Source organism: Marinomonas polaris DSM 16579 (genome assembly GCF_900129155.1).
GTDB classification, from domain to species: domain Bacteria; phylum Pseudomonadota; class Gammaproteobacteria; order Pseudomonadales; family Marinomonadaceae; genus Marinomonas; species Marinomonas polaris.
Window position 1 is genome coordinate 120740 of the sequence record NZ_FQVF01000002.1, and the last position, 26319, is coordinate 147058.

The 26319-nt window shown below is 42.0% G+C and carries 18 protein-coding genes; 4 read left to right on the forward strand and 14 right to left on the reverse strand.

The annotated features are described in order from the left end of the window. Positions 1-65: 65 nt before the first annotated feature. From BUA59_RS00595 to BUA59_RS00605, 3 genes are all read right to left on the reverse strand, one after another. Positions 66-1331: a response regulator gene (locus BUA59_RS00595; RefSeq protein WP_072837795.1), complete on the reverse strand. Its 1266-nt coding sequence runs from the start codon at positions 1329-1331 to the stop codon at positions 66-68. A 280-nt stretch (positions 1332-1611) separates the two neighbouring features. Beyond that, positions 1612-2862 carry a response regulator gene (locus BUA59_RS00600; protein WP_072837796.1) on the reverse strand — a complete coding sequence of 417 codons (1251 nt, stop codon included), beginning with the start codon at positions 2860-2862 and terminating at the stop codon, positions 1612-1614. A gap of 173 nt (positions 2863-3035) precedes the next feature. Further along, the gene (locus BUA59_RS00605; RefSeq protein WP_072837797.1) at positions 3036-3686 is read right to left on the reverse strand and encodes a 2OG-Fe dioxygenase family protein; all 651 of its coding nucleotides are present in this window, start codon (positions 3684-3686) and stop codon (positions 3036-3038) included. Positions 3687-4097: 411 nt separating this feature from the next. On the opposite strand from BUA59_RS00605, the gene BUA59_RS00610 reads away from it, so the two are divergent. Both BUA59_RS00610 and BUA59_RS00615 read left to right on the forward strand, forming a co-directional pair. Further along, on the forward strand, positions 4098-5669 hold the full coding sequence (locus BUA59_RS00610) for a methyl-accepting chemotaxis protein (RefSeq protein WP_245813068.1): 1572 nt from the start codon (positions 4098-4100) through the stop codon (positions 5667-5669). A 102-nt stretch (positions 5670-5771) separates the two neighbouring features. Continuing rightward, the gene (locus BUA59_RS00615; RefSeq protein WP_084122053.1) at positions 5772-7589 is read left to right on the forward strand and encodes an ABC transporter transmembrane domain-containing protein; all 1818 of its coding nucleotides are present in this window, start codon (positions 5772-5774) and stop codon (positions 7587-7589) included. Here the strand turns inward: BUA59_RS00615 and glgX are convergent. The 4 genes from glgX to BUA59_RS00635 all read right to left on the reverse strand — a co-directional run bounded on the left by glgX (position 7586) and on the right by BUA59_RS00635 (position 17011). Further along, positions 7586-9625 (reverse strand): glycogen debranching protein GlgX, encoded by a 2040-nt coding sequence (gene glgX / locus BUA59_RS00620; RefSeq protein WP_072837799.1) that lies wholly within the window; start codon positions 9623-9625, stop codon positions 7586-7588. The two genes, BUA59_RS00615 and glgX, sit on opposite strands and share 4 nt — an antisense overlap. Positions 9626-9687: 62 nt before the next feature. Continuing rightward, positions 9688-11883 carry a 1,4-alpha-glucan branching protein GlgB gene (glgB, locus tag BUA59_RS00625; RefSeq protein ID WP_072837800.1) on the reverse strand — a complete coding sequence of 732 codons (2196 nt, stop codon included), beginning with the start codon at positions 11881-11883 and terminating at the stop codon, positions 9688-9690. Positions 11884-11909: 26 nt separating this feature from the next. Continuing rightward, complete coding sequence (locus BUA59_RS00630) at positions 11910-15035, reverse strand: glycoside hydrolase family 15 protein (protein WP_072837801.1); 3126 nt, start codon at positions 15033-15035, stop codon at positions 11910-11912. A gap of 359 nt (positions 15036-15394) precedes the next feature. Then, the gene (locus BUA59_RS00635) at positions 15395-17011 is read right to left on the reverse strand and encodes a methyl-accepting chemotaxis protein (RefSeq protein ID WP_072837802.1); all 1617 of its coding nucleotides are present in this window, start codon (positions 17009-17011) and stop codon (positions 15395-15397) included. A 198-nt stretch (positions 17012-17209) separates the two neighbouring features. Here BUA59_RS00635 and BUA59_RS00640 point away from each other — a divergent pair, with 198 nt between their 5' ends. Continuing rightward, positions 17210-17644, forward strand: coding sequence for a YqaA family protein (locus BUA59_RS00640; RefSeq protein ID WP_072837803.1), 435 nt, complete (start codon positions 17210-17212; stop codon positions 17642-17644). Positions 17645-17712: 68 nt separating this feature from the next. Next, entirely contained in the window at positions 17713-18426 is a 714-nt protein-coding gene (locus tag BUA59_RS00645) for an SPOR domain-containing protein (protein ID WP_072837804.1), read from the forward strand. 100 nt (positions 18427-18526) lie between these two features. Here the strand turns inward: BUA59_RS00645 and BUA59_RS00650 are convergent, their stop codons facing one another. The 7 genes from BUA59_RS00650 to BUA59_RS00680 all read right to left on the reverse strand — a co-directional run bounded on the left by BUA59_RS00650 (position 18527) and on the right by BUA59_RS00680 (position 26278). Further along, positions 18527-19879 (reverse strand): YdgA family protein, encoded by a 1353-nt coding sequence (locus tag BUA59_RS00650; protein WP_072837805.1) that lies wholly within the window; start codon positions 19877-19879, stop codon positions 18527-18529. 221 nt (positions 19880-20100) lie between these two features. Beyond that, positions 20101-21372, reverse strand: a complete 1272-nt coding sequence (locus BUA59_RS00655; RefSeq protein WP_012069183.1) for a TRAP transporter large permease — start codon at positions 21370-21372, stop codon at positions 20101-20103. Beyond that, complete coding sequence (locus tag BUA59_RS00660; RefSeq protein WP_012069184.1) at positions 21372-21935, reverse strand: TRAP transporter small permease; 564 nt, start codon at positions 21933-21935, stop codon at positions 21372-21374. Before BUA59_RS00660 ends, BUA59_RS00655 begins: the two co-directional genes overlap by 1 nt. 69 nt (positions 21936-22004) lie before the next feature. After that, positions 22005-22994 carry a TRAP transporter substrate-binding protein gene (locus tag BUA59_RS00665; RefSeq protein ID WP_012069185.1) on the reverse strand — a complete coding sequence of 330 codons (990 nt, stop codon included), beginning with the start codon at positions 22992-22994 and terminating at the stop codon, positions 22005-22007. A gap of 64 nt (positions 22995-23058) precedes the next feature. Beyond that, positions 23059-24024 carry a hydroxymethylglutaryl-CoA lyase gene (locus BUA59_RS00670; RefSeq protein ID WP_012069186.1) on the reverse strand — a complete coding sequence of 322 codons (966 nt, stop codon included), beginning with the start codon at positions 24022-24024 and terminating at the stop codon, positions 23059-23061. Positions 24025-24033: 9 nt separating this feature from the next. Beyond that, positions 24034-25269, reverse strand: coding sequence for a CaiB/BaiF CoA transferase family protein (locus tag BUA59_RS00675; protein ID WP_072837806.1), 1236 nt, complete (start codon positions 25267-25269; stop codon positions 24034-24036). Between the two features lie 121 nt (positions 25270-25390). Then, positions 25391-26278 (reverse strand): LysR family transcriptional regulator, encoded by an 888-nt coding sequence (locus tag BUA59_RS00680; RefSeq protein WP_072837807.1) that lies wholly within the window; start codon positions 26276-26278, stop codon positions 25391-25393. Positions 26279-26319 lie beyond the last annotated feature (41 nt).

Here is a 26319-nt window from a genome sequence, read left to right on the forward strand (position 1 = left end):
AACGTGTGTAAGTGACGATAACATCAATTTTTAAATTAGCGCATGACCATAACGGTGTGGGGGGATTATAGCAAGCCGAGGCGTTTTTTAAGTGTGTGTTTTTGAGCGTCAGTGAGGGGAGTAGCTTGTCCTGATTTAATCAAACGATTCCATTGTTTCCATGACTTTATAGCTTCACCAACATGGTCCCGGGTAAGGTATTGCTGGATTTCTACACGAAAAGAGTTGGATATCGCTGCAGGGTTGGCTTTTCCAAAGGTTCGCAGCCGGACAAGTGTGCGTTTAAACTTCTCTGCTAGCTTTGAGTTGTCCGAGCTGTTTGCCATTATATTAGTTAGGCACTTTAAATACTCATAATAGTATTCGACCTTTTCATGGCTGGTTTCACGAGTTAATCGAATGACTTTTGAATACGCTTGTTCAGCAGTAGGCCAATCGTTTAATTGCATACTGATTTGAGCGAGGCGTAATGCGCGTTCTGTGGAGCGTGGAGAAACGTCTAAAACACTGCTCATAACAGCTTGAGCGTCTTCTAGATTACCTAAATCTTCGTGTGCGTCAGCAAGTAAATCATAGGCAGATAAGAAATGACGACTTAAGCCAATAGTGTGTTCTAGTTTTTTTATGGCAGCAGCGACGGTACCGAGTTTGAACTCGCATAATGCTATACCATAATGTGCCCAAGCTAGGTTTTTGCTTTTTTGAATGATAAGCATGTAGTGGTTTTTTGCATCTTTGTAACGGCCCCGTGCATAGAGTGACTCTCCAATGATTTTTAAGCATTGGCTCGCAAGGTTAGGATATTGCGTCATGATGGCTTTAGCTTGTGCTTCCATCTTTTCAAAATCATTTTCTTTTCTAGCTGTATTAATACCTTCGAAGGTTTTCTTTTGTTTTTGGACTCGCTCGAAGCGCCGGAAAAAAGCAGCTGGTGGAAAGGGTTTAACTAAATAGCTGTCTGGTTGATATTCCAGCACGCTAACAACGCTTTCATAAGCTGTGTCGGCGGTAATCATAATAAAAATAGTGGAATGGTCTTGGGAGTAGTTCTTACGAGAGGTCTCTAAAATTTGCTGACCGTCAATGCTGCCGCCAAGGTTGTAGTCTGACAACACGACATCATAAGGTCTTTCTAGAATTCGCTTGATAGCAGATTGTCCAGAAGGTTCCACGTCTATATTAGAATAGCCCATTGACGTCATTAAAGACTTCAACATGAGTCGCATTTCACCGATATCTTCGATGATCAAAACACGCTTTTTTGATAGGTCGATAAGTCCTTGATGGATATCATTTGTGTTTTCAACGCCAAGGGCGATTACATCTGTCAAAGGTACTACCTGACTTTAATGAGCTTGCAATAAGTCTAATGCCTTATTTATATCACTTGAAAAACTAAAAAACTTATAGTGATCGTAATTTTATAGATTAAATCTGGAAGTTTTCAGGTTTTTTTATTTAATATCAACAGGGTAAGAGAGATTTAGATTTGTTACAGAATGTAACTTTTTGGGCGTTATTTATCTAATGATAAGATTTTCTAGGAATTGAACTTTTCTGTGTCCATCAGGGTTGGCGTAAAAACGATAGCAACTTTTTTACGCCAACTATTTATAAGCCTAGTTTTCTTTTCAAAGTGAGCTCTTGCTCGTGCGATATCGATGAGGCTTTCCCTGATAGTATTAATTGTTTCCATTGTTTCCATGATTTAACAGCATCATTTTTACGCTCACGATTAAGGTGTTGCTGAACTTCTACACGAAAGGAGTTTGAGACAACAATAGGGTCGTCTTTTCCTAACATACGCAATCTCGTCAAAGAGCGTTTAAGTTTTTCTGCTGTTTGTGGTGCCTGATCGTCATTTTCTTGTATCGCAATGAGGCATTTTAAATGCTCATAATAATATTCTATTTTCTCATGTTGAGTGTCTTTGGTTAAACGAATGACTCGTGAATAAGCTTGCTCAGCCATTTTCCAATCTTTTAGTCGAACGCTGATTTTTCCAAGTCTCTTTGTTCTTGCTAGGGATCTAGGAGTTATCTCTAGGCTTGCTATCATTGCTTTTTGAGCTTCTTTTAAGTTGCCTAGCCTTTCTTGTGTATTAGCAAGAGTGTCATACGCAGGTAAAAAATGACGGGTGATGCTGATCGTTTTTTCTAAGCTTTTCACTGCAGATAATGGTTGTTCTAAGCCTAAATCACACTGGGCAATCCCGAAGTGAGCCCAAGATGTCTCCTGATTGTGTTTGAGTACTCGCATGTAATGTATCTTTGCTGCTTTGTATTCTTTTCTGGATAGCAATGATTCGCCAATAACTTTTAGACATAAACTGCTGTATTGAGGATGTTTGATCATGATGACTTTGGCCTTACTCTCCATCATCTCAAAATTCATTTTACCTCGATGTTCATCCACCTCAGAAAATATATTTTTTTGTAGCTTAATGCGACTGAGTCGTCTGTGTAGAGTCGCAGGAGTAAATGGTTTCACCATATAGCTATCGGGGCGATGCTCTATTGCGCTGACGACACTGTCATAGCCTGTATCGGCGGTAATCATGATGAAAATAGTAGAATGACTTAAAATGTTATTTCTTCGTGAGGTTTCTAAAACCTGTTGGCCATTAATGCGGCCACCAAGGTTATAGTCAGAAAGGATAATGTCGAAATGTTTAGCTGCAATGCGCTTGAGTGCACTCTGCCCAGAGGCTTCAGCTTCTATATTTGTGTAGCCTAATGAGAGCATCATTGATCTCAGCATTAGGCGCATTTCATTCATGTCTTCAATGATTAGTACCGATTTTTTTGTAGTATCTTCTACGCTATTTTTCTTACTATCCTCTGCTGAACTAATATCTGTCACTATTTAACTTTCCCGGCCTGATCTATTACAAAACAATTAATAAAATTACAAATGGTTACATTCGCGTTTTATACCATGCTTGGCTGAGTCGCCCTAGTGTTTTCAGGTTGATTTAACTAGGAAAAGTTGTAAGTAATAAGGAAGTCATATTTTTAGGGCATTTCACTTATTGCTCAATGCATTAAGTTCGCCGTCAATACAAAAATATCCATATAGCCTTGGTCACCATCGATTGGTTTAATGGGCTGAGCACTGTGAAAAAACTTACGGTCGTTGAGGACGACAAACTCCCCTTTATCAAAATCATGGCTAATGAGTGCGGGGCTGTTTCTATCTAGGTGAATATTGATATTGCCGCCTTCAATATTATGACGTTGCATTACATAAATACCGATGCGATCAAAGCCATCCTGATGAATTCCTTCTGGCGCCACTTCAGCGACCTTATGATCAGCAAAAATACGCAATTGATGTACTTCGATAGGGGTGCTATCAGCCACACTAGCCATTTTCTGAAAGTGTTCAAATAATTCCACGAAGGCTGGGTCTACGACTATTCTGTCGTCAATTTCTTCATAACTACGTACAACGTTACCTTGGAAATGGTTGATGCTTTCATCTTGTACAAAGGCTTGAGAAGCTAGGCGATGTAGCTGGCCTTGCTCTAGTGTAAAGCGAGAATAACGACGTAAACGGAACTCACCATCAGCGTAAGGATTTGGTGGTAAATGATCAAAAGAAGGCGTTAGGTGATCAACGCTATCTGGGGTTAGTTGTCCCAACTCAAGGTAGAAAGATTCTGTTTTAACTTTGTTGGTGATCATGACATTTATCCTCAGTATGTTCGTTGGCAGATTATGCGCAACGACGTTCTTATTTTTGTTGTGCTTCGTGAGCTTGCTTTCTAGTGTAGTTGGATTGCGGGAGAATTTTTCTGCTTTTTATGTGTTAAAAAGCAGTTTTATGGGTTTTATAATTCTTTTTAATATATTTTTGTGCATTATTTATCTAATTTTGAAAAACGATGTATGTACTTCTATGAATGAATGCTTTCCTAAAGAGACGGTATATTGCTAGGTGAAAATAGTTGTCTTTGATAATAGGATTATCCCGATAGCAAGCATGTTAATTTTTTTCAGTGCGACTTTAGTCTTATGTTCTTCGTTTTGTATTGACCTTCAACAGCCATAGTTAAACACTGGGAAGAAATAATAATGAAAAGGAAGGAAAGAACGATGGTTTATTTCCAGTGGTGTGGTGTTGTAGGGCTTCTCGTAATTTTTATTTTAGGTTACATACAAGGCACTGTTCCTCAAGCTTATGCTGGTGCAGGTCTTTTACTATGTGTCTTTTTAGTCTTGCCAAAACTAGTGCGAAGTACATTTACTTCGAGCTCTAAAGAGGCCGATGCCGCCAAGGATAATGCATCAACTTCGTTTTCTGAAGTGAGTAAAACAGTTACTCGTGCCACATCAAAGATGGCCATGGGGGCGGCCGAAGTATCTCATTTTGTCGATACGTTAAGTAAAGACATACATCTTACCCATCATGATAGCGAACAGATTTCTCAAGCAGTAGAAACGCTGTCAGATACTGGATTGACGCTGTCGACTAACCTAGGTCAGCTAGCTCGTACTATGAGTGAAACGGCGCAATCGAGTAGAACAGCCCAAACAGCCTTGTCACAAAGTGCCGATCAGATCCATGAGCTCACAGGGAAAGTGCAAACCGCCAGTGAGCAATTAGCTTTATTAACCAAAAGTGCCGATGATATCGACAGTATTACAGCGGTTATTAAGGGCGTTTCTGAACAAACCAATCTATTAGCACTCAATGCCGCAATTGAAGCTGCTCGTGCTGGTGAGCAAGGTAGAGGCTTTGCGGTAGTGGCGGATGAAGTGCGAGCGCTAGCTGCTAAAAGTGCTAGTGCGTCAGAGCAAATCTCGAGTTTATTGACAGACGTACGTCGTAACAGCGAATTAACCAATCACGAAATGTCGTCATTAAAAGGCTTAACCGAATCTTTATCAACGACCTTGTTAGGAGAAACGCAGCGCTTTATTTCTTTAACGGAAGAGGTTCAAAATGCCTCTGCCGTATTGTCGGAAGTCGAAAGTGCAGGAGAGGAATTAGGCGCAGCCAGCACGCAGATAAATGGTTCTATTTCGCGTATTCGTCATTCTTTGCAAGATATTTCTCAGCGCAGCGATAAATTGTCAAAAGAAGCGTCAGGTTTAAGCAACGGAGCTGAAGTGGTTTTTAGGGAGCTAGACAAGGTTGATCAATCATTGTTCTTTTCTGAGTTACTTATGGTTGCCAAAACATCTGCACAAGCTATTGGTCAGCTATTTGAAGAGGCAATCAAAAAGGGTGATTTAACTCAGCAAGCGGTTTTTTCTAGAGACTACCGACCAGTCAATAATACTAATCCACAGAAATACAATACTTCCTATGATGCTTTTAGCGACCGTGCTTTTCCAGCTATTCAAGAAGCGGTTCTAGAAAAATATGAGCAGGTTATGTTTGCTGGTGCGGTGGATGTAAATGGCTACTTCCCAACCCATAACAAAAAATTTAGTCAGCCATTAAGTGGTGATTATGAAAAAGACTTGGTGAACAACCGCAGCAAACGTATTTTTAATGATGCCACTGGCAGCCGATGTGGTTCTCATACTGACAGTTTTTTACTGCAAACTTATAAACGTGATACGGGAGAAATTCTCCATGATCTTTCCGTGCCTATTTTTGTAAATGGTAAGCATTGGGGTGGTTTCCGCATGGGATTCAAATCTGCAGCTTCATCCTAATAGCGAAAGCTAGTAAGAAATCTCTACTTGGTATTTACCCAGTTGTGTAGACACAGATACGCTATAGTGACGGTCGTTATTACTTTATGGTGGTTATGACTGATGAGCAAACCGGAAAATGTTGAGAATGCAATTGTTGATAGGGAAAGAGTTGATAGTGGAATAAAAACATTCTTGCCTTTTTTGCGTCCATATCGACGTCATATAGTGTTGGCTTTGATCGCCTTAGTTGTCACCGCTGGAACCATGCTGAGCTTAGGCAAAGGCGTGCAGATGCTTATTGATCAAGGTCTAGCATCTGGTTCAGAGGCTGGCTTGACTCATGCCTTGATGATTTTCATCGCTTTGGTATTTTTATTGGGTATTGGCAGTTTTTGTCGCTTTTACTTGGTGTCGTGGATAGGTGAGCGAGTGGTGGCCGACATTCGTCAAGCCGTGTTTGCGCATTTGCTCACTTTGTCGCCTTCCTTCTTTGAAGATAATTCTCCTAGTGAAATTCAATCCCGTATTACCTCTGATACCACGCTTTTACAAAGTGTGATTGGCTCTTCTTTGTCGATTGCCTTACGCAGCAGTTTGATGTTGATTGGTGGGATTTTATTCTTGCTGGTGATGCATTTTAAATTAACGCTTATTTTGCTGACCTGCGTACCTTTTGTGATTGTCCCCGTAGTGTATTTTGGCCGACGAGTGCGACGACTATCGCGTGATAGCCAAGATGAAGTAGCTAACGTGGGCCGCTATTTATCACAAGCATTGCGTCACATAAAAGTGGTACAAGCCTTTACCCACGAAAAGCATGATGCGCAACGTTTTTCAGCAACGGTTGATCGCGCCTTCAATGTAAGTGTGAAACGTATTCAGCAGCGCTCTTGGCTAACTCTGATGGTCATTTTGTTATCGATGAGTGGCATTGGGGTGATGTTGTGGTTTGGTGGTAAAGACGTTATCTCAGGGGCTATCAGTGCTGGTGATCTAGCAAGCTTTTTGTTTTATTCCATTATTGTCGCTGGCGCGGTTGGTGCCATTTCTGAAGTAATGGGCGAGTTGCAGCGCGCTGCGGGAGCAGCGGAGCGCATTATGGAATTGCTTAGTGCAAAAAGCGTTGTGGTAAGTGGTTCTACCGAATTTCCTTCTCAGCGTATGGCTGAAATTCGTCAAGGCGAAGAGGTCATCAAGTTTGATAATGTCGAGTTCCGTTATCCAACAAGACCTGATTATGCCGCGTTGAAGAATCTTTCTTTTTCTATCAAGCAGGGTGAAATGCTAGCTTTAGTTGGGCCATCAGGAGCCGGTAAATCTACCTTGTTTGAATTGTTGCTGCGTTTTTATGATCCTCAGCAAGGCGGTGTTTATTTGGCTGGTGAGAATATTAAAGAGTATTTCTTAGACGATCTGCGCCAGCACTTTGCTTTGGTTCCACAGGAAACGGTTCTCTTCGATCAAACAGTTTACGATAACTTGGGTTACGCCAATCGCAATGCCAGCAAGGAGTCTATTCAGTATGCTGCTTCGCAGGCGAATGCCCATGAGTTTATTGCTCGTTTGGATAAAGGCTATGAAACTCGTCTAGGAGAAGACGGCGTACGTTTGTCAGGTGGTCAAAGACAGCGTGTAGCGATTGCTCGGGCGATATTAAAAGACGCACCGATTTTGTTATTAGACGAAGCAACAAGTGCTTTAGATGCTGAAAGCGAAAACAAAGTCCAAGCCGCGCTTGAACCTTTGATGAAGGGTCGAACCACCTTGGTGATTGCCCATCGTTTGGCAACGGTATTGAACGCAGATCGAATTGTTGTGATGGATCAAGGGGAAATAATCGCCCAAGGAACGCATGTCGAATTACTCGAAACCTGTGCCTTGTATAAACGATTAGCCGACTTACAGTTTAATCAACATGATGACGCTCAATCTGATTAAAATTTACCAACAAATACTCCACGATAAGCGCAATGGAGTGTGTTGTCTGTAATGGATAATCCAGGAGTTTGGTAAAGCGTTTCTATGTTGTCGTTTTCTGTAGGTAACGGAATACTAAGTGGCGCATCGTCACTATAGAATACTATCCAAAAACTGCTGGAATGGTCGGCTGGTGTTAGTGTTAGCGCAATGAAGTGACGGCTGTCATCAGCCCAGTCTTCTATCGTCATTGCTTCGCTTTGTTCGTTGAGCCAATGGATTTTATCTGACGACGTATGTTGATAAAGTGGATCATCTTCTAAACGAATTTCTGCCAAGATAGGGTAGGTTTTACGCAATGCCATAAGCGTTGAGATGGTATCTTGGATTGTCTTTCTCGCATGGCTTGTTTCGGTGTCTAGGTTTTGCCAAGTTTGCCACGCAATGACGTTATCTTGGCAATAGGCATTGTTGTTACCTTGTTGGCTATGGGACAGTTCGTCACCACCTAAAATATGTGGTGTGCCTTGGCTTAATAGCAGCGTCGCCATAAAACAAAGCTGCTGATTCAAGCGCTGTGCTTGAATATCTTTGTCGTCTGTTTCACCTTCTGCACCAAAGTTTTGACTGATATTTTCACCATGACCATCACGGTTTTCTTCCATATTGGCAAGATTATGACGATGGTGATAAGACACTAAATCCTTCATTGTATAGCCATCGTGGTAAGTGATGTAGTTAACCGAGTTTAGCGCGCTTTTTTGACCTTTATGGAAATAGTCTCTTGATCCCATAAGACGTGTGGCAAATTCTGGCACTAAGCCATCATCACCACGCCAGAAACGACGAATGGTGTCTCGATATTGGTCGTTGCATTCAAGAAAGCCTTTTGGAAATTGTCCAACCTGGTAACCGTTTGGACCAATATCCCAGGGCTCCATCACAAGGCAGGTTTCGCTTAAAACAGGATCTTGAAGAATGGCTTGTAATAAAGGCGCTTGTGGCGTGAAGTCGTGATTTGTGCGACCAAGATCCACACCCAAATCAAAGCGGAAACCATCGACGCCCATCACGTCAACCCAATAACGCATACTGTCGCAGATAAGACGAATGCTGGTGGGATTGTAGGTATCGACGCAGTTACCACAACCTGTGTAATTCAAATATTGACCATCCTGATGGCGATAGTAACGCGCATTGTCTAAGCCGCGATAACACACGCTGGATTGATCTAATTCACTTTCAGCTGTGTGGTTATACACCACGTCTAAAATCACCTCAAAACCTGCTTGGCGCAATCCATCAATCATTTGTTGGAACTCAACAATCGCGTCTTTTATGGCGTATGAAGGCTCGACGGCAAAAAAGCTAATCGGGTTGTAGCCCCAGTAATTGTTGAGCTCCAATTGCTGTAAATGACGTTCTGTCATAAAGCTAAAGCAAGGCATTAATTGAATCGTAGTAATGTTAAGACTTTTTAAATGCTCGATGCCTGCGGAAGAAATGACACCAAGGTAAGTGCCTTGAAGCTCGCTCTCGATTGGCAGGTTTTTGCTAAAACCTTTGACATGTAATTCATACAAGGCACGACTAGACGGTGTGATTTTGGCTCTTGCAGGTCGATCTGATTTTGCTTCAATGCTACGGACAATAGACTTAGGAACGCAATACGCTGAGTCTGTAGGATGCGATTGACCTTCTTTTGTTATCGCAGCTTGGTCTTCGTGCCAAACCAGTTTGGCATTTAACTCTTTTGCATAAGGGTCAATAAGCAGTTTTCGCTCATTGTAAAGCAACTGGAGTTCTGGTTTGAATTCGCCTTTAGCTCTAAGGCCATAATGCTGACCTTCTTTTAAACCAAGTACTTCCATGTACCAAATACCCTTATTTTTATTAATAAAGGGTAGGGGTTCTTGTTCATTATCTTCTTGATCAAATAAACACAAATACAGCTGAATAGCGTCTTCAGCGACAACGGCGAAATTAACACCGTTTTCGGTCACTGTGGCGCCTAGAGGAAAAGAGGAGCCATCGGAAATCTGGTGTGCTTGGTTCATTAATACCTCTAGATGCTATTTATGTTGCTGTTGTTATTACTAAATGTTGTTAATGCTAGCGATTAAGACTCGCCTAACCATTTTAATAAAACGCCAGCAAGTGGTGGTACTTGCAGTTCAATACTTTGATCCCGACCATGGCTAACAATAGTCTGTGTATCGTATCCTTTGCTTTTGGCGAAGCCACTGCCGGTATAGCTTGTTTCATCCGTATCCATAATGACTTGGTAACGACCTGCCTTAGGCACACCAATGCGGTAGTTTGCATGAGGTGCTGGCGTAAAGTTAATCACAGCGACCGCATGCTCATCACTGTCTTTGGCTTTACGTGCAAAGGCCAAAATACTGTTGGCGCTGTCATCGTAGCTGATCCATTCAAAGCCTTGATGGGAATGATCAAATTGCAAACTCGCTTCGTTTTGATAAAGATGATTTAGGTCTTTTGACAGCGTTTGCTGAGCTTTATGGAAATCGGTGTCTAACAAGTGCCAATCCAAAGAGCGTTCATGGCTCCATTCTTGACCTTGCGCAAACTCGTTACCCATGAAGTTGAGCTTCTTGCCAGGATGGAAATACATGTAAGCCGAAAACGCGCGTAAATTAGCGAATTTCTGCCAAGCATCGCCAGGCATCTTGGTAATCATTGAACCTTTGCCATGCACCACTTCATCGTGAGAAATAGGCAAGACAAACTGCTCGTCAAAGGCGTAAACCATACTGAAGCTAAGTTCGCCTTGATGATGCTGGCGATAAATCGGATCTTTTTTAATGTAAGCTAGCGAGTCGTTCATCCAGCCCATATTCCATTTGAAGCCAAAGCCTAAACCATTCATATAAGTTGGCTTAGACACACCTGGAAAGGCGGTAGATTCTTCCGCTACTGTAAAGCAGCGCGGATGATTCAAATACACGGTTTCGTTTAAACGGCGTAAAAAATCAATGGCTTCGTAGTTATGATTGCCGCCGTCTTTGTTAGGAATCCATTCGCCATCTTCACGGGAATAATCCAAATACAACATTGAGGCCACGGCATCAACGCGTAAACCATCGATGTGGAATTCTTCTAACCAATAAACGGCATTACTGATTAGGTAATTTACTACATGCTCTTTACCAAAATCATAGATCAACGAATTCCATTCTGGATGCCAGCCTTTTTTAGGGTCTGGGTATTCGTATTGTTTGGAACCATCGAAGTTCGCCAAACCGTGGCTGTCGGCTGGAAAATGCGCAGGAACCCAATCCATGATCACGCCGATGTTGGCTTGATGAAGCGCATCGACAAGGGCTTTGAAATCTTCTGGTGTACCAAATCGAGATGTTACAGCATACAAACCTACAGGCTGATAGCCCCAAGATCCATCGAATGGGTATTCAGTAATCGGCAATAATTCGACGTGTGTGTAGCCCATTTCTTGAATATAAGGAACCAGCTGATCTTTGATCTCAAGATACGTCAGCGGTTGATTGTCTCCTTTGCGACGCCATGAACCGATGTGCAATTCATAAATGCTCATAGGTCTTTCATAGATGTCTTCGATAGGGCGTTTAACCCAAGCGTCGTCTTGCCATAAGTGCTTATTATCAAAACAGGTTACGCTGGCAAAAGAAGGATACTGTTCAATACGCTGTGCATATGGATCACTGCGATGAGGAAGGATTTCACCTGATTTTGAGCGAATCTCGAACTTATAACGGGCACCGTGATTAACGTCAGGAATAAACAATCGCCAAATGCCATCGCCATTGCTCGACATTGGGTGAATGCGACCATCCCAAGCATTAAAGTCGCCAACCACAGACACAGAGCGTGCTGCTGGCGCATAAACCGCAAAGCGTGTGCCTTGAATGGTGAGTTTATCGTTTACCTTGGCACCAGCGCGAATTGCCCCTTGGCTTTTGTATTGATTTGCTTGATGGTGCTTTGGGTCGACAAAGGTCGTATTAGGGAACTGGTATGGGTCGACCAGCGTATAAGTGCTTTTGTCTTTATAAGTAATTTCAAGACGATAATGAAAGCGCGTGTTTTCTTTTGGCCATTCGGCGTGAAACATGCCTTTATCATTGGTCTCGCTCATTGTGGCGAGCACTTTGTCTGATTCTATGGCTAATACACGAATAGAGATCGCTTCCGGTTGCCAAACAAGTAGCGACAAACCTTTTTTAGAAGGTGATGTTTGTAGTCCTAAACAGCCAAATGGGTCTGAACAATGTGCATTCAGCACATCGTTAATTAGGGCGTTTTTTATTAAATCCATTCACTTCTCCAGCAAGAGTGAGTGTGTTAACTCGATGAGTGTTGGTGCTGATGACTGTGAAGTTTGCTCACTGCCCAACGCAAATATTGGTTTACTTTATTTGGTGTTATTTGTGCAAATTCATCCAATGCGGCTTCTGCCCAGCTTTCTTCTGGGTGTTCTGCTTGATGTTGCTTGGCGTGATCCAGAGCGGCTTGGGAAACTAGCACAGGCAAGTTGATTTCTTGATCAAACTTGCAGTTTTTATGTTGCTGGCAAAACTGTATGAAGGCATACAAACCTTCAAAAATAAGGCTCTTATACCAGCTTGGATGAATATCTGATGTTAAGGTTTCAATCAGCAGGGCAAAGGTGTCTTCACCTGGTGTCATTGAACTTAGCGCACGTTTGCAATCCAGCGCGGTATTACTCTGTGAATCACCAAACACAATGGTATTTGCATGACTTAAGCTTCCCCAGAGTTGCAATAACATAGATTCTGGGAGCTTAGTGATCATACCTTGCTCAGAACGCCAGTCAAACCAGTCGACATCTTTCATCTTACTTTGTGCATCGGTACTGTTGTGATAACGCATGTTATTTGCCACATGTGCGTATTCATCGTGCTTCTGTTGTAACACTTGAGTGAGTGCTTCGTAAAGCTCACTAGGGGAGACCTTGGATAATGTGTCAAAAACTGGTGCATCGTCTTCTGGATCAAATTGTCGAGCGCAAAGCATGGCCAAATTGTGAATACGAATAGTACGAACACCTGAAAAAAACTCAGGATGTACTTTAATTAGCGTACCTGCGATAGCAATTAACTCATGGCAAATAACTAAACCAATAGGCGATGACGAGACACTTCTCAGCATGTCTAAAATGGCATCTTGATGCAGTGGTGAACTGATATCGACTTCCGTTTCCGGCGTTTCACCTATCACCAACAAGCGCTGACGAACGGTAATGTCGGCAATGTAGGTCGCAAGATCCGTTGATGGTTTCAAAATCAAAGAATACAGTATTCGTGCAGGGCGCCAATTTTCTGACAATAGCGCTTGAAGGTAGACACTATTCAATACTTTATAAGCCGTAATTGCTGGCGTTGAGTCTGGTATGGTACTCATTAATGCGCGACGACCACCAAGCTCCATTAAGCAATCTACCGCTTCGTCTAAGCTAGGTTGATCAACTAGGCGAGCAAGCAGAGCATCGGTTTCGGCGGCTTTAATGCTAGCTGTATCGTAGGCTTTAGGCTTGTCAGCCAAAGGCCAAAGAGTATCGTGAACCGGCAGTTTGGTTTCTAACTGTTTATGGTCAAGTGAGCTAATTATAATGGCGCGACGATTACCTGACTTAAAGGCATTCTTAGCTGATTGAGGAATTACACGGAATTCTTCGTGCTCACGTTTTTGCAGTAAGCGAATAAATTCAAACAGTTCATCGCTGCCTTTCATCTCACTCATTGCTTCATCTATGAGAATGCTGAAAACAGCATTGGCTTGATAATACCAATGATTGGCGATGGTTTTTAATTCGTTACGAATGTGTGCTTGGAATAGGCTAGGATCAATTTTTCGATAGTCTTTGTCTTCATTTTGAATCCAAGACAAACACAAATAACTTTCGTCATTGATACTAAATGCCTGAGATGTAGCCAAGCTATTCAACGCACGATTAGGGCGACCAGTAAGACCCAATGTCTCGGAAGCACCAAGATGACGGTAGGTTTCAACCAATTGATCGGCACTAATGGCTTTCAGTGGCGCAATGTCTTCAAGTGTTTGGCAAAGACATCCAGCGTTTAGTAGCTTTTGTTTGACCTTGTCATTTTGTGCCAAGATAACCATGGATGTGGTGACTTTGTTTGGTCGGTGCTGGACTCGATGTAAACCAAGAGGATCGAGATCATCAGTGGTGATCAGCTCTTCATCGAGCATTTTACCGACTAAAAATAAACTTTGTGCCCAAACCAAAGGTAGGTTGTCATTGGGAACACGTTTTTGAGATCCAGGCTTTTCTTTCTCCGCTAAAATATTTTCTTGCGGCACATAATAAAGTTCTGGCAGCAGCATCTGACCGTCTTTTTCGACCATTAACGATTCGAGTTTATGACGGTAGAAGTTAGCGCTTTCCCAATCTCGGGCAAATAAACGATCGATATAAAGATAAGTGAAAAACAGCGGCCATTCGGACTCAATATGTTCGAAATTAATCAACTCATCGTATTCGTAATAGATTCTGCTTTGATCTTCTAGTTCGGATTGGTGACCGTCTAATAAAAAGCGTTTACAGCCGTATTCGCCACCCAATTTGCTAATGATTTCTTTGCGTGTACGACGAGTTAATTTTTCATCGTTTACCGCGAAGGCAGGGAAGCCAATGATACTAAGAATGGCGCTATCAACTTCTTTGGAGCGAGATTCTTTAGGCAGCAAGGATTGCAATACAGAACCCGCGCGAGCTACGGCATCAGCAAAGGAATGCACTACTGCCCATTCGGGACCTTCTTCACCAAATAAATTTAGTCCATCCATGGCTTCCATAGCAGCTTTTGCCATACCCACTGAGCTGGCGTTTATTTCGGCTTTACCGTTATTTACTTTATTGCCTCGCTCCCAAATACCGTAATCTGGGGTGCGATAAGTACGCGAGATATAATAAATAAGGTTTTGGATGAAGTTGAATTCGTCACGAGAAAAGATCAGCTTGCTGCCAGCTTTGGTCATTTGTGCCAACATCAATAAATAAAAGCTGGTGGCATCAATTTGTAAATGTCCCCAAGCGTCATCAGCGACGGCTTCTAAACCCGTTTTAGTATCGTATTTGGCGTGCAAAGCGTCTTTAGGGTCTAGGCTGTGCTTGAAGGCTTCTACTTTATGGGATTGACGCATCATGGCAAATAATAAGCCGCGCATCATTTTTATACAGGCGAATTCAAGTTCATTGGCACGCTTTTGAGGGTTGGAAGCGCGCTTATAGGCTAGATGTAAGGCCCATACGGCTTGAATACTGTAAACATTGTCTCGTACCCAAGCATCGGTGTAGTTACCGTGATTGTTAATGCTGGTGCTAGCAGGAAAAAGCCCTGTTACTGGGTGCTGGCGGGATAAGATAACCGCTTGGATGTGTTGATAAAGAGAATCTAGCTTATCTTGCGTATCAGACGCCATGTTCGATCCTTTATGAAACTCTGTTGTTTAAAGGCCTAAAGCTTAGTTCGTACTATAGTACTACTTAAGTCTAAAACCACTATACCCAAACATAATGTGACTCACCAAGAAGTTAAAGTACTAAAGAAGCTTCTTTTTTACTTAATTTTTAAAAATGTCGTGATTTCAATTAAGTCAGGCATTTATGCACAATTTTTGAGCAGAAAATATTGCTTAAGTGCAGTTTAAGGTGCGTTATTGAATGTTTTATGACGCAAGGACAAGATCTTAGAGAGGTGAAAGAGGCCATGGGTTTTTAAGTGCATGACCTCTTTTTATGTTTATATAAAAAGAGGTATAAAAACGCTAACAGTTAATAGTTAAGTACTGAACTGATGAACCAATTGACGCAATTGGCTGGCACAATCTTGTAGGTTGTTTACCGATGTTTGAATATCCGTGGAGTTGTGGTTGGTTTCTTCACAAATGTTCGCAATATTTTCTAGGGTTTGATTAACTGTTTGTGATGACTCAAATTGACGATCTGCGGCTTTACTAATGCTGCTGTTCAGTTTGGAAATAGAGAGAACGCCATTGGCAATCTGAGTAAACGCTTGCCCAGCCTGAGAGGTTTGCTCTGCTCCTTGGTTAGCCGTGTTTCTGGCAGACTCCATGACTTCTACAGTATTGAGTGTTTGCTGAGTTAGTTGATCAATCAAACCTCCGATTTCAGTTGCTGCGAGTTGTGAGCGCCGGGCAAGTTGGCGCACTTCGTCAGCAACAACTGCAAAGCCGCGACCCTGTTCACCAGCACGAGCAGCTTCAATCGCTGCGTTCAGTGCTAGTAGGTTTGTCTGGTCTGCTACTTCAGCAATGATGCCTAGCCTGTCATTAATATGAGTAACGTCTTCTCGTAATTGTTGAATTTGTTTAGCTGCATCGCCTACTTCAACCGATAGTTGCTGAATATCTTGGTTAGCTTTATTCATAACACCAAGACCTTGTTTGGAATGCTGGCCAAGTTCTTGTGTTGTGTTGTTGGCTTGTTCAGCAATGGCAAGGGTATCCTCAACTGACGTCATTACGCTTTGCATCAGCTCTGTCGCTTTACCTGTATTGGATAATTGTCTGGCGACGCCTTGCGCTGTTTTGGTTGTCGAATTATTCGTTTGACCAACGATACTGTCTAAGGTTTCGCTGGAATGGCTGACATTGCGCACGATGGATTGGAAATCGTTCATCATGCTGTTGAACGCACGCGCCATTTCCCCCATTTCGTCTTGGCCAGTAAATTCAACACGTTGAGTAAGGTCACCCGAATGTTGTACCGACGTCATTGTCTTGCATAGAGAAGTCACACGGCTAGTAACCAAGTGAATAATGTACAAAGCGGTTCCGCCGACCAGTACAGTTAATAGGCCAACGACAATGGCGTAATCTATTAAAGCTTTTAAGAAAAAGCTGAACACGGCATCCATAGACGCGGTAGCAATAATGGTAATGTTCCAAGGTGTGAACGTAGATGCGCTGGCAATCATTCGGTGAGCTGCGTCATCGTTACCTTGATACTCAAATTCTATAGTTTGATAATTCTTTTTAGACGTCGATGGTTGTGACCTGTTTAGTTCGTCAGTTAGGGATGAAGGCGAAGTGCTACTTTTATAGTTTGCTGGAGCGCTAAGTAAAGTACGGCTGTTTTTGTTGATAATCCATAGGCTTTGTTGATCGCCATAACTGAATTCAGATAACAGTGTAATAGCTTGTTGCTTTGCTTGTTCTGCTGTTAATTCACCAGATATTTGTTTTTTATAAATAGGAGATAGTGTGGTGTTTACGATATCTAATATGTCTTGGGTTCTATCTTTTCTGGCGTCTACATGGCTGTTAAACAATGAAGAAAGAGATACGAGAATAAGTGCCGTGGTTCCCATGGACATTAGTCCAATAATAGCCCATAACTTGTAACGAATTTTTATGTCATTAATGCGATCCAGCATGTCGCCTCCGTTAGGTTGGTTTTGCGTATTTGACGCCAATAAATGGAGCTATTGAAATGGCTGCTTTGAGATAAAAAATGGCCATGATTCCTAGAGTAGTTGTTTTTCTATATATTGCCTAGTGGGTAAAATTGAGATGGGTCATTGTTTTTGTATTTAGATATTTAATTACTCGATGAACGTAGGTATAGAGAGATAGTGTTAAATTATTTATTTATTTTTTTAGTTTCTTTTTTGTCAGCTACTATTTTGCCCTTGGGCTCAGAAGGTTTGTTGCTTTATTATGCAAATGACGCAACCTTGTCGGTATTTTATCTATGGATTTGGGCAAGTTTGGGGAATACATTAGGGGGGTTAACAAACTGGTTCTTAGGGCTGTATTTGATTCGTTTCGAGCACAAAAAATGGTTTCCGATGAAGGCGCCCACTCGACAAAAAGCAGAACGTTTTTTTAATAAGTATGGTATTTGGAGCTTATTATTTACTTGGCTGCCTGTTGTTGGCGACGGGATTGCTTTAGTATCGGGAATGTTGCGTACACCTATTTGGTATTTTTTACCTTTGGTTTTGATTGGCAAAGCGGCTCGTTATGCCTTAATTTTGTGGGGACAGCACTTACTATTGACTCTGTAAGAGGTACGGATAAAAAAGTCCATGATAGTAAGCGCGAAGTTCTAATGATGTACATGGAGAATAGAATAATGGGAATGTCCAAAAAACTGATCGTAGTGATGGCAGGATTATCATTAGGTGCTTGCTCATCTCTGGACGATAAAAACACCTTTATGACCTATGGCGATTTGCAAGATAAAGTTCGTACTCATGATGAACAATGGCAAAACGTACAATCGAAATTGGATAGAATTGACGAGCTAGAAGCTGAAGTCGCAGCATTAAAGCAAGGTAAGGCTCTGCCAACCAAATCTGCAGCAATGTCAAATAACATGGCTGGTAATGGTATGTCGACTAGTGCAACTATGGCGGCTGTAAATGTAGCTCCTGCTGTTATGCAGGCACCTATGGACAGTCAAGGTAATGCTGATCTAATGACTATCGATCCAGAAGAAAACTTCGAGATGGATAGAGCAGCTCCTCCTGTTGTCGTTGCGCCGGTGATGGCAACAAAACAAACGACAGTGACTGGAGACGAATACGGTGTGCAAGTGGCTTCTTATGGTAATCGTGATGAAGCTGTTCGTGGTTGGAGAGTATTGCAGAAGTCCTATCCAACGGTTTTTAACGGTTTAGAGCCATTAGTGAATCAAAAAGAAGTCAATGGTCGTACTATGTATCAGCTTAAAGTAGGGCCATTTGTGAATAAAACTTTTAGCTCAGACTTTTGTAAAATGTTAAAAGAAAAGGGCAAAGATTGCCTAGTCACGCAATATAATGGTGAGCCTTTCGCTAGCAACTAAATTTTTTTAGTGAAATAAAAAAGGCGCATTTTATTTCTGTAAACCAGAATATAAGACGCGCCTTTTTAGTTTGGAGCTAGGATAAGTTTAAATAAGTAACCTACATCAAAGGAAATGCAGAATCATAGATTTTGCCTTGACCGTCTTCGATGGTGATTTCGCTTTTATATTTATCATCTTCTAATTTAATCAAACCTTGTTGTACAAAACTATCGATGATCATTAATGCCTGTTGTTTTACTTCTGGTGCATTCAATGGTGCGCGCATTTTACTGGCAATGAATTGCTCTGCTAGGCTGCGTACCAAGGGTTCATCTGCTTCAAGATTAGCTGTAACAATCGCGTTGTACAACCAAAACTCAGGAATAGAAAGCTCCTCAATAGTTGGTGTGCCAATATCGGCAAGTTTGCTCGTTAGCGTTGCATTGAAGCTACCTTCAGGGAAAGTTCCACTGAAATCAGTGATGTTGAATTCTGGTTTCGCTGCAAGTAACTCACCAATATTATCTTGCATAAAAGCCAATATTACTTCGTAAACGGCATCTGACGAATGGGTTTCAGCTAGCAGGTTGTCAGAAAAGTTTTTGTAATCAATAAAGAATTTATTGCTCAGCTTGGTCAGCTCAGTGACTAAAGAAAGATCACTCGCTTTAAACTCTCCAAACATGGCATCTTTAATAAGGTAACCAATTTCAATACTACCTAGTTGCGTTTCCTTATCTAAGCTAGAACCCATTTCAATATTTAGACCTGAAAGTTCAGTATCAGCACCTATATTAAGCTTTTCAAGGTTAAAGTCTGTTGTGCTGTCATAAAATCCACCTTGCATGATGGTAGCTAAGTTTGCGTTCAACTCAATGGACAGTGTGAATCCTTCTGCTTTAACTGGAGTATAACCGTCAACTATATCAATTTGATCTAAGGTGCCTTGGTAGATGAATCCTTGATCTGTCATTTCACCTTGGCCTGCGTAACCACTAAATTGAAATGTATTAGCTGGGTTACTAAAGGCAGGAATACTATCGGCTACTTTGAAGTTACCTGTAAAGCCGCCAAGCACAGAAAGCTCATATAAAGGCAGGTCTTCATTCCATTCTATAAAGTTACGTTGTTTGTCACCTGTATAACTAATTTCAGTATCGTACAAACCAAATAAGCCTTGGCTTGAAAGCAGTAGAGGGCCGTAATGCGTATCAATAATGAGTTCGGCTTCAAGAACTCCTTCTTGAATTGTTGGATCGATTTGTGTGGTATCAAAAGTTACAAGCACTTTATTTTCAGAGCCGAACCACGCTAAATCTGTAGACACAATATTCGCTGTATAGCCTGGAGCTTTATTAATATTTGAGATCAGTTCCGCGACTTTTTCTTGATGCTTAGGAGCGATAAATTTAGGTGCCACTAAGCAAGCAGCAACAAGCGTGAAAACGAGCACGGAAAGTATTTTCTTCACTGGAAGTTCCTTTTCATAGGATGGGTTAAGGTGCGCGTATGATACAGACTAATTCTTATGAAACAAAATGAAGACGGATGTTTGTGAAGAAACTTAAAGAAAAGTTGGAGTGTTTGAAGTGTTTTGTTTTTTAAAAGGTTTAATGCACAGAAACATTAAGTTCTTATATAAAATTCACTACCCAGCGATACTGTGAAAGCTGGATAGTGATTTAAGTTAACTTATAACTGAAAGGGAATATAAAGAGCGATAGCCGGGAAAAAATATACAGCTAGCAAACAGCCAAGCATGATAAGTATAAAAGGCCAAACGCCCTGAATGACTTCCGAGGATTTCCCTCCAGACACCGATTGAATGACGAAGAGATTTAACCCAACGGGCGGTGTAATCAATGCGCACTCAATCATGATCACAAAGATGATAGCGAACCAAATTGGGTCGATACCTAACATGCCAAGCGATGGGTAAAGTACTGGCATCATGATCAATAGCATAGATACAGACTCAAGAAAGAAGCCCATAATTAGCAAGACAAAACACACTGCCGCAATGAACAAACCTACTTCAGATATATTCTCACTGACTAACATCGAAATATCTTGAGGAATTTGGTACAGAGTAATGGCTTTACCAAAGACTTTCGCGCCAGCAATGATAAGAAAAATCGTCACCGTATTTTTCATTGTGCTCATAGCTGCGGCTTTGAATTTCTCAAGGCTAAAGGTTCCCATCATGATGACAATAATCAGAGAAACCGCAACACCGACACCTGCAGATTCAGTTGGCGTGAATACACCAGTATAAATACCGCCAATGATGATGCTAGCTAGTAACAGCGTTGGTATTGCTCGTAAGCTGGCACTTTTGCGTTCAGCGCTAGTAGCCTTTTCACTTGGCGTGTAATCTTTGCTGAAACGTGCGTAAAAAAAACAGTAAACAATGAAGCTACCTGCCATTAATAAACCGGGCACGATACCCGCTAAAAATAAATCGACAATGGATTCTTCGGTAATAACGCCATATACGATCATTGGAATAGAAGGCGGAATCAGGATACCCAAGGTACCGCCCGCGGCGATTAAACCGTATACGAATGGTTTGTTATAGCCTCGGTCAGTCATTTCTTTGATAGCTACGTTTCCTATGGTTGCCGCTGTAGCGACAGATGATCCAGAAATAGCCGAAAATATAGTACAAGAAGCGATTGTGGCAATGCCAAGACCGCCAGGCCAATGACCGACCCAAGATTGTACGGCTCTAAATAAGTCTTTGCCTATGCCACCTTGCAGCAAGATATTCGACATCAATAGAAACAGTGGAACAGATAATAAAATAAAGCTGTCGAAGGAAGAGTAAAGCGCTAGCGGCGCCATCATTGGTGAGAAGCCAGCTAATAACAGCATCCCTAAACCTAACCCACCTAAGGCAAAAGCAACAGGTACGCCGATTAACAACGCTAAGACCATGATAACCAGTAACAGGATAATCGTCATTATAGTGAAACCTCTTCGTGTTCTTGATAATCACCCGCGAACATCAAAAATATTTCCATGACGGCTTGTAATGTTAGTAACCCAAATCCAATAGGGATGGCTGATTTTGTTGTCCAAAGTGGTAGCCCCAGCATACTTGCTGATGCAGAGCCCATTTCAATGGATTCTTTTAATAGTTGATAACCATAAAAGGTAATAAATCCCGCGAAGAAGATGATCGATAATAGCGCGACGAAGTCAGACAGTTTTTTCGCTTTTTCACCCAGCATATTGGTTAGAAAATCGATGCGAATCAGTGCTTTGTTTTGCAATACCCAACTGGCGCCTAAACAGGTTGCCCAAATCTGACAAAGCAATGATATGTCTTCTGACCAGATAGTAGGTGCAGTAAATATATAACGGGCAACGACTTCATAAGTGATAATTGCAGCGATGAAAACAAACAGTGCTGCAGATAGCTGGCCGCATAATCGAATGACTCGGTAGTTTATACGAACCCAAAGAGCGGGGTGTTCTGCTCGCCAAGCTGACAAGTCCTGCTTTTTTTCTTCATGGTTGGACATAAGCCAATACTCCAAAAAACAACGAAATATCGCGGATGAAGGGCTCATCCGCGATATATTTTTATAAGCTTAAAGGTTTTCGGCAGCTTGAATGACTTTAAAACCGAGTGGACCTGAATTATCTAAGAAAGATTCTTTCACAGAGGTGGTCGCTTTACGCCAAGCGATGATGTCGTCATCAGTAAGATGAATCACCTTCATGTGTTTTTCAGCATCTACGATAGCATCGCTCTCGATTTTTTTGATTTTATCTCTTAGCTCTACTTCAACTTTACGAGCTGCATCAGACAGAATTTTTTGATTATCAGCAGATAAAGATTCCCATACTTTTTCATTGATAACAGTTAAGAACTCAATGTCAGCATGATTTGTTAGGGTAAGGTAATCCATTACTTGGTAAAGCTTACGTGGGCCAACCGCAGATACACCTGTCATGCCTGCATCGACTGTACCTCGTTGGTAGGCTAGGAATTGTTCAGAGCCAGATAGCGATGTTGGTGCGCCGCCTACTGCGTTAACAAATTCACCTAATGTTTTACCAAAAACACGAACTTTCATGCCTTTCATATCTTCTGGTAGTTCAATTGGTTTTTTCTTAGAAAGTAACGCTACGCCACCATAAGCTTGCCACCATAATGGACGCGTACCGGTTTTTAGAATGGCTTCATCCAGTAATTTGCGAACTTGGCTATCAGGGCGAGTTGCAGCTTCTACCTTGTCTTGGGAAGGAAACATGAAAGGCACATAAAAAACATCTACTGCTGGAATAGTACCTGCAAGCTGGGAAAGACTCATTACACCCATTTCAATGGCGCCAGAACTCACTGCTTGGTGCACTTCGCTGTCTTTAAACAGTTGTGCAGAAGGATAAATTTTGATCTTAATATCGCCATGGCTTTTTTCTTCTACTTCTTTTTTGAAGTCGACAAGGTTTTGACCAAGATGATGTTTAAGAGGTAATTGCAGCGAAATCCCTAACGTTGTTTCTGCTAATGTTGGCAAAGAAGCCATCAAAGTAGACGTTAATAAGCCAGTTTTTAGAAGGGTTTTATAATTCATGGTAAAGTCCTGTTTTCTTATTAATCATTATTTTTATAGTTTTATTACTGCTAGTTTTTTTATTTTAGTGCTTTTCAATACGAGCTTTAAGATCAATGACACTTTGTGATAAAGGTCTTGTTTCAGTTCGTAAGCCTGCCTTGGCAACTTGTCCTGATATATCGTGTTCTAGTAATTCTGGTAGCTCGCGAGCCATGACTAATAAAGTAGTCAAATCTACACCCGTATCTAAACCGATGGATTCTAGCATGTGAACTAGGTCTTCTGTACAGATGTTACCTGTGGCTCCTGGTGCGTAAGGGCAACCACCGATGCCACCTAATGACGCATCTAGTTGAGTGATACCAGCAGACAAACCAGCAAGCGCGTTCGCTAATCCCATACCGCGCGTGTTGTGTAAATGCAACGTCACATCGAGCGCTGGAAAAATATCGCGAACTTGCGAACATAACTCATAGACTTGTCTTGGTGATGCCATACCTGTTGTGTCAGCAATCGAAATACTCTGAATGCCAATATCAATATATTGATGAATGACTTTGATTACACGCTCAGGAGCGATAATGCCTTCAAAAGGGCAGCCAAATGAAGTGGCTAATGAAGCATTAATTCGAGTGCTACTGCCTTTCATTAACTCGCAAATACGTATGAATTGCGCCAATGACTGCTCACATGACATACGCATGTTCGAAAGGTTATGCGATTCACTCACCGACATAACCAGGTTTACTTCATCCGCCTTGGTCGCCAGTGCACGCTCTGCGCCTTTTTCATTGGGAACCAGTGTCACATAAGTGACCTTGGGATTACGCGTAATGCTATTCATGACTTCTTCAGCATCACGCAAATTAGGAATTGCCTTTGGTGATACAAAAGAGGTGACTTCGATTTTATTTAAACCAAGTAAAGATAGGCGGTCGATGATCTCGATTTTCTTATCTGTTGGTATAAAAAGCGCTTCGCTCTGAAAACCATCGCGAGTCGCAACTTCGTTAATTCGTACCTTGGTTGGTAGATTCTGCATGAACATAATAGGCTCCTAAATCACACCCTTGGCACGTAGCATGGCAAGCTTGTCTTCGTCTATTCCAACTGAGCCTAAAATTTCGTCTGTGTGCTCGCCCAGTTTTGGCCCTAGCCACTGAGTTTTGCCAGGTGTTAGGCTTAATTTTGGCACTATGCCAGGAAGTGATATTTTATCGTCACCAGAAAGCGGATGTTCAACAATCATTTCTCGGGCATGAAAGTGTGGGTCGTTAAAAATATCTTCCGCATTATTAATACCACTAGACGGCACAGCGGCTTCTTCCAAAATGGCGAGTGCATCTTTAAGAGAGTGCTGAGATGTCCAAGCTTGAATTGCTTCATCTAGTTCGTCGGAGCGTTTAGCTCGACCGTCATTTTGCGCTAATTCTGGATCGTTCGCTAAATCTGGTCGTTCCATCGCATTCATTAAACGCTTGAAAATACTGTCGCTGTTAGCGGCAATAACAATGTAGCGTTCATCTTTGCTCATATAAGAACCAGATGGCGCAATACCTGGCATACTGGCGCCAGTACGTTCTCGTATAAAACCGAACATACCGTATTCAGGGATCAAACTTTCCATTACACCGAACACAGATTCGTATAAGGCAACATCGATAAACTGCCCAGTGCCGTTATTCACTTTTAAGTGATGCATCGCCATCATGGCGCCGATTACGCCGTAAAGTGATGCAAGAGTGTCGCCAATGCTGACGCCCACTCGAACCGGAGGTCTATCAGGATAACCAACAAGGTGACGCAAGCCACCGATGGATTCTGCAATCGCAGCAAACCCAGGACGAGAAGAATAAGGTCCATCCTGACCATAACCCGAAACGCGTAACATGATGAGTTCTGGTTTGATAGCAGATAATTGCTCCCAACCAAGATTCCATTTTTCTAAGGTGCCAGGACGGAAGTTTTCGATGACTATGTCTACGTCTTTTACCAAGTCATGGATGATGGCTTGGGCATCCGCCGATTTAAGATCGAGCGTAATAGATTTTTTATTGCGGCTTTGTGAGTACCACCAAAGAGAAGTGTCTTTGTACATTTTGCGCCATTTGCGCAATGGATCACCGCTTCCGGGAGGTTCAACCTTAATTACTTCTGCGCCGAATTGAGCAAAAATGCTGCCAGCATAGGGACCGGCGATGAGAGATCCCAGTTCTAAAACGCGTACACCCTTTAAAGGTAATTCGGTTTCATTGTTAGAATTTGTGTTAGATGACGAGTCGCGTTGGCTCATTCTCGTTTCCCTTAATTATTTTTTGTAATTGTTGTAATTATCATCTTTTAAACTAGAGCAAGAGCAAAGCGCCTAAATGTTAGGCTGCCATCTCTTTAGGATATGGCAAGATTGATAGTCATTAAGTTGTACGTAAATGGGTTAATAAATGGTGAGCGGCGTCGAGCAGTTGATCCGAACTGCGAACACAGATCTTAAGTTCTCGATGTGCCCAGCTGTCCAATAATGGTAAGGCCTCTATTCGTGAAGCTTTTATGTAGGGTCGAGCAATGTCGATAGGCATAAGTCCTATACCAAGTCCTGATTCCACCATGCTGCAAAGCGCTTCATAGCTGGTGACTTGAATGCGCATATTTAGTGGTAAATTGGCACTGGTAGACGCATTAATCATTTGGTTATTGATAGCACTTCCTGTATGTAAACCGACATAGTCATGCCCTAAAGTGTCTACAAACTTGACCTCTTTGTATTGTCCAAGAGGGTGCCCAACCGGAGTGATGACCACAAGACGGTCTGTTTTATAAGGATAGATAGAAAGGTCTGGGTATTCTCTTGAAGCGATGGTGACAATACCAATATCTGCTGCATTCTCTGCTACGGCACGAATGATTTCGCTACTGATTTTCTCTTCCAAATGAATTTGCACCAAAGGGTTTTGGTTCAGAAAAGAGCGCAGTTGTTTAGGGAGAAATTGGCTGATAGCAGAAATGTTGGCTACCATTCGAACTTGCCCTCGAACACCGTGGGAGAACTCATTCATTTGGTTATAAATATCATCTAACTGATGCAGCACGCCGCGGGACATCTGTAACAAAGCTTGACCAGCAGGAGTGGCAACTACGCCGCGATTGGTGCGCATCATTAATGGGGTATGAAGCAATTGCTCTAATTCCTTGATGCGTTTTGATACAGCAGAAGCCGCAATGAAATTCAATTCGGCAGCGCGGGCAATTGAGCCTTGCTCTATGACGCAGACGAACAATCGCAGGGAAGTTGGGTCAATTCGCATTCAGGATTCCATTCATATTTTATTGCTTTTTGTGGCTGATT

What these genes read in the sequence shown, in the direction of transcription:
- BUA59_RS00610 (WP_245813068.1), top strand. Translation starts at nt 4,098, where the DNA reads ATGGTTTATTTCCAGTGGTGTGGTGTTGTAGGGCTTCTCGTAATTTTT.
- BUA59_RS00655 (WP_012069183.1), bottom strand. Translation starts at nt 21,372, where the DNA reads ATGACGATTATCCTGTTACTGGTTATCATGGTCTTAGCGTTGTTAATC.
- BUA59_RS00670 (WP_012069186.1), bottom strand. Translation starts at nt 24,024, where the DNA reads ATGTTCATGCAGAATCTACCAACCAAGGTACGAATTAACGAAGTTGCG.
- BUA59_RS00630 (WP_072837801.1), bottom strand. Translation starts at nt 15,035, where the DNA reads ATGGCGTCTGATACGCAAGATAAGCTAGATTCTCTTTATCAACACATC.
- BUA59_RS00675 (WP_072837806.1), bottom strand. Translation starts at nt 25,269, where the DNA reads ATGAGCCAACGCGACTCGTCATCTAACACAAATTCTAACAATGAAACC.
- BUA59_RS00605 (WP_072837797.1), bottom strand. Translation starts at nt 3,686, where the DNA reads ATGATCACCAACAAAGTTAAAACAGAATCTTTCTACCTTGAGTTGGGA.
- glgX (WP_072837799.1), bottom strand. Translation starts at nt 9,625, where the DNA reads ATGAACCAAGCACACCAGATTTCCGATGGCTCCTCTTTTCCTCTAGGC.
- BUA59_RS00665 (WP_012069185.1), bottom strand. Translation starts at nt 22,994, where the DNA reads ATGAATTATAAAACCCTTCTAAAAACTGGCTTATTAACGTCTACTTTG.
- BUA59_RS00680 (WP_072837807.1), bottom strand. Translation starts at nt 26,278, where the DNA reads ATGCGAATTGACCCAACTTCCCTGCGATTGTTCGTCTGCGTCATAGAG.
- glgB (WP_072837800.1), bottom strand. Translation starts at nt 11,883, where the DNA reads ATGGATTTAATAAAAAACGCCCTAATTAACGATGTGCTGAATGCACAT.
- BUA59_RS00615 (WP_084122053.1), top strand. Translation starts at nt 5,772, where the DNA reads ATGAGCAAACCGGAAAATGTTGAGAATGCAATTGTTGATAGGGAAAGA.
- BUA59_RS00660 (WP_012069184.1), bottom strand. Translation starts at nt 21,935, where the DNA reads ATGTCCAACCATGAAGAAAAAAAGCAGGACTTGTCAGCTTGGCGAGCA.
- BUA59_RS00635 (WP_072837802.1), bottom strand. Translation starts at nt 17,011, where the DNA reads ATGCTGGATCGCATTAATGACATAAAAATTCGTTACAAGTTATGGGCT.
- BUA59_RS00645 (WP_072837804.1), top strand. Translation starts at nt 17,713, where the DNA reads ATGGGAATGTCCAAAAAACTGATCGTAGTGATGGCAGGATTATCATTA.